Annotated in this window: 5 protein-coding genes; all 5 read left to right on the top strand. The window is 45.2% G+C overall.

The window, feature by feature from the left end; genetic code table 11:
• On the top strand, nt 1-1,189 hold a 1,189-nt coding region (locus PHU49_15535; GenBank protein MDD5245420.1), incomplete at its 5' end, for an HD domain-containing protein.
• The gene (locus tag PHU49_15530; GenBank protein ID MDD5245419.1) at nt 1,176-1,748 is read left to right on the top strand and encodes a PilZ domain-containing protein; all 573 of its coding nucleotides are present in this window, start codon (nt 1,176-1,178) and stop codon (nt 1,746-1,748) included. The genes PHU49_15535 and PHU49_15530, both read left to right, overlap by 14 nt.
• A 6-nt stretch (nt 1,749-1,754) precedes the next feature.
• Nucleotides 1,755-2,522, top strand: coding sequence for a motility protein A (locus tag PHU49_15525; protein ID MDD5245418.1), 768 nt, complete (start codon nt 1,755-1,757; stop codon nt 2,520-2,522).
• On the top strand, nt 2,519-3,223 hold the full coding sequence (locus PHU49_15520) for a flagellar motor protein MotB (GenBank protein MDD5245417.1): 705 nt from the start codon (nt 2,519-2,521) through the stop codon (nt 3,221-3,223). Before PHU49_15525 ends, PHU49_15520 begins: the two co-directional genes overlap by 4 nt.
• Nucleotides 3,224-3,330: 107 nt before the next feature.
• Nucleotides 3,331-3,684: a phosphomannose isomerase type II C-terminal cupin domain gene (locus PHU49_15515; GenBank protein ID MDD5245416.1), complete on the top strand. Its 354-nt coding sequence runs from the start codon at nt 3,331-3,333 to the stop codon at nt 3,682-3,684.
• Nucleotides 3,685-3,889 lie beyond the last annotated feature (205 nt).

The raw sequence follows: 3,889 nt of genomic DNA, 5'->3' as shown, positions 1-3,889 counted from the left end.
GAAAGGCGCATCCGATTTTTTAATAAAGCCCTTTGAGCTGGACAAGCTCATGCTGGTCATGATGAGGGTTCTGAGAGAACGGAAGCTCCTGATAGAGAAGGAAAACATACTTTCCAGTCTCGAAGATAAGAAAAAGATCGAAATGCTGAACAGGGAATTGCAGAAAAAGATCAAAGAGCTTACGACAATGTACCACATATCGAATAAGTTCAATTCGCTGAGTATCTTTGATGATGTCTATGAAAAAATGATCACCATGGTCAAAGAGATCCTCGATGTGAGATCCTGCGGTTACTACATAGTGGATAGCGACAACAGGGAACTGATCTTATACAAGGGTTTTTCGGGGAACAGCGATGTTATCGATGAACAAAAGATCTTTATGACAGAAGAATTTTTCAACGATGCGCAGGCGCTTAAAAAACATGTGGTCAAGGATAACAAGATATTCCTGCCGCTTATTATCAAAAATGAATGTATCGGTTTCATCATGGCTGATTGCAAAAACGGCAAGGGGAATGGCCACCTGATGGAAAGCAATGTATTCTTCCTGAAACTTGTCGCAGACAAAGCCTCGACCCAGATAGAAAACAAGATGCTCTATGAGAGTCTTTTTGAAAGCGTGGTCCATACCTTGAAATCCCTCATCGCGGCAATAAACAGAAGAGATCTGTACACGGAAGGCCACTGTAAACGTGTGACTGCAATGAGCCTGCTGCTGGCGGAAAAGATCGGGCTTGCCGATTATGAGAGGGACGTGATACGGGTTGTCGGGCCGATCCACGACCTGGGGAAGATCGGTATCCCTGACGCCATATTGCTGAAGCCCGGGAAACTGACCGACGAAGAATACACGCTCATGAAGGGTCATTCTATGTATGGCGAGCAGATCATGAACCGGTTCGAGATACTCGCAAATGAAGCCAGGATCATACGGCACCACCATGAAAGGTATGACGGCAGAGGCTACCCTGATGCCTTACGCGGTGATAAGATACCCGTATGTTCAAGGGTTTTAGCCGTTTGCGATACCTATGATGCTATGGCTACGAACAGGCCTTACAGGAATGCCCTTGTGGTACAGGAGATCCTCGGCGAGATCGAGCGCTGCAAAGGCAGTCAGTTTGACCCGGATATAGCAGATAGTTTTATAGACATGCTGAACGATGGTGGATATGACAAACATTGAAAGAAGAGAATATTTCAGGATCCACGATCGCCTGCCCGTAGAATTCAGGAAGATAAGTGCCGATGAGTTTTCAAAGCTCCAGGATTTTATAAAATACAACGCAACACAGGTGACAGACAAGATTAACGAGGTCTATTTCCTTAAAGAAAGGATGATACAGACAGAAAATGACCAGACAAGCATCGTTATGAGCATAATCAATAAGAAGCTGGATATGATTATCGATCTCCTTTACCAATCAAAAAAGAGTGATACTCATCATAACAGGCTTGTTGATGTGATTATAAGCGGCTCCGGCATCCAATTTGAATCGGATGTCCTGATCCATGAAAATGATTACATGGAGCTGAAGGTGGTGCTGCCTGTTTTCCCCTATCCCACCATTACAGCACTATGTCAGGCTATAAGGAGTGATGCCTCAGAAAAAAACGGTCTTTGTTCTTATGATGTCGCGATGAGGTTCCTTGTTATCAACGAAAAGGATCGGGACCTGTTGATAAATTATGTTTTTCTCAAAGAGAGAGAGCGTCTGAGACTGTTGAAAGAAACGGCGAGTTGATGAACCATGGACGTTGCAACCATCTTAGGACTGACATTAGGGATTGGCTCTCTGATCGTCTCTTTTCTTATGGAAGGGGGACGCCTCTCTGCGCTGATCCAGATACCGGCAATGTTGCTGGTCATTGTGGGTACTTTCGGCGCAGCCTCCATAACGACCTCTGTCAGGCAGCTCATTAACCTTCCAAGTCTTATAAAAGTCGCCTTGTTCGAAAAGAAGATGGACCCCCAGGAGCTTATCGAGCTTATCTTTGACCTTGCCCAGAAATCGAGGAAGAACGGGCTCCTGAGTCTTGAAAAAGAGCTTGAGTATATACGGGAGCCATTCCTCAGAAAGGCCGTACAGCTCGCAATCGATGGGTTCGAGACGAATAAGATCAGGGAGATACTGGAAATAGAGATGGCTTACATAAGCGAAAGACATAAGTCAGGCGCCGCTTTTTTTAGTAAACTGGGGGGTTTTTCGCCGACACTGGGGATTATGGGGACTGTCCTTGGCCTGATCCATGCCCTTGGTAGTATGGAAAGCAGCTCTAACATGGCTTCAGCCATTGCGGGCGCATTTATCGCTACCCTGTGGGGCGTGGCGCTGGCAAACCTCATCTATCTGCCGGTATCGGACAAATTAAAGAATAAGCATCAGGACGAAGCACTCTATCTGGAGATTATCAGCGAAGGGGTAATATCTCTTGCCATGGGGGATAACCCGAGGGTCATTCGCATGAAGCTTGTCTCGTTTTTGCTGCCGGACAAAAGGAAAGGGGATGACTTTTGAGAAAAAAACGCACTGAAGAAGAACACGAGAACCTTGAGAGATGGCTCATCACCTATGCTGATCTGATTACACTCCTTCTTGCCTTTTTCATAATGATGTATACCTTCTCCAAACAGGATACCCAAAAATACCAGGAACTCACCGGCCATTTAAAGACCATATTTACCGGCAATTCCGGGATCACGGGCAAGGGAAACGGTGTATCTCAGTCGGTTGCCGACATCCAAAGCCGGCTGGACATGATACAGAACGGTGATGTAAAAAGGCAGCTTGAGGATGAGATAAAGGGCATGATGAATAATAAGGCGATGCAAAAAAATATCTCTGTCCTTTCAGACGAGAGGGGTATTGTGATCAGGATACTTGACAAGGCATTTTTTGACGAGGGGAGGGCAGACCTGAAGGAAAGGGCACGGAAGGCGCTGGGCAGGATCATGCCTGTAATGAGAAAGGTAGATAACCATATCAGGATCGAAGGACACACTGATGATGTCCCCATCAAGACCAGCGAATTCAAATCGAACTGGGAGCTCTCTGTGAGAAGGGCCACGGAGGTGGTCAGATATTTTGTTGAAAAACATGATTTTCCGCCCCAGAGGATCTCCGCTGTGGGCTATGCCGAATATCGGCCCATCGTAGCGAATGATACTCCGGATAACCGTGCCATGAACAGGCGTATCGAGATCATTCTTATGAAATAGTACAGGTGTTTTGACACTATTGCCGTTCATGAAAAAAATAGTTTACCCTGAGCCTTTTTATCTGGTATTGTGTATTCAGCATTCAGAGGTATCAGGGGGAAACAGAGATGGCATCAGATGTTGAGGAGCGTCCGTGGGGATACTATAAGGTCCTTTCCGATGAAAAAGATCACAAGGTAAAAAGGATCGTTATCTATCCCGGCAGGCGTTTGAGTCTTCAGAGACACAGATTACGTTCTGAACACTGGTTTATCCTGTCCGGTGAAGGTATTGTAACGCTTGGCGATGCAGAGATCCCCGTAAAGGCAGGCCAATCCATCGATGTCCCAAGGCATTCTTTGCACAGGATAACGAACTCAGGTCAGAAAGAACTCGCAGTCATAGAGGTGCAGTCCGGCAATGATTTCAGTGAAGATGATATTGAACGGATCGAGGATGATTACGGGCGAATTATTGAATAAATAAGAGCTATTGAAAAATTTAAAAAATGTTCGCTAAAGTGTAAATAAATGTTGAATATTCTGTAGAATAAGGAGTATAAACTATCTATAAGGTGGTTGTTGTGGGAACTGCCGTAAATTAAAAATCTAAAGGAGGGGTGTATATGACCAAAGCAGAATTAATAGTTAAAGTGGCAGCCGACTCAAAAATATCAAAGGCTGCGGC

This window comes from Syntrophorhabdaceae bacterium, from assembly GCA_028713955.1.
In the GTDB taxonomy this organism is placed as follows: Bacteria; Desulfobacterota; Syntrophorhabdia; order Syntrophorhabdales; family Syntrophorhabdaceae; genus UBA5609.
This window is presented reverse-complemented; position numbering and strand designations above follow the sequence as displayed.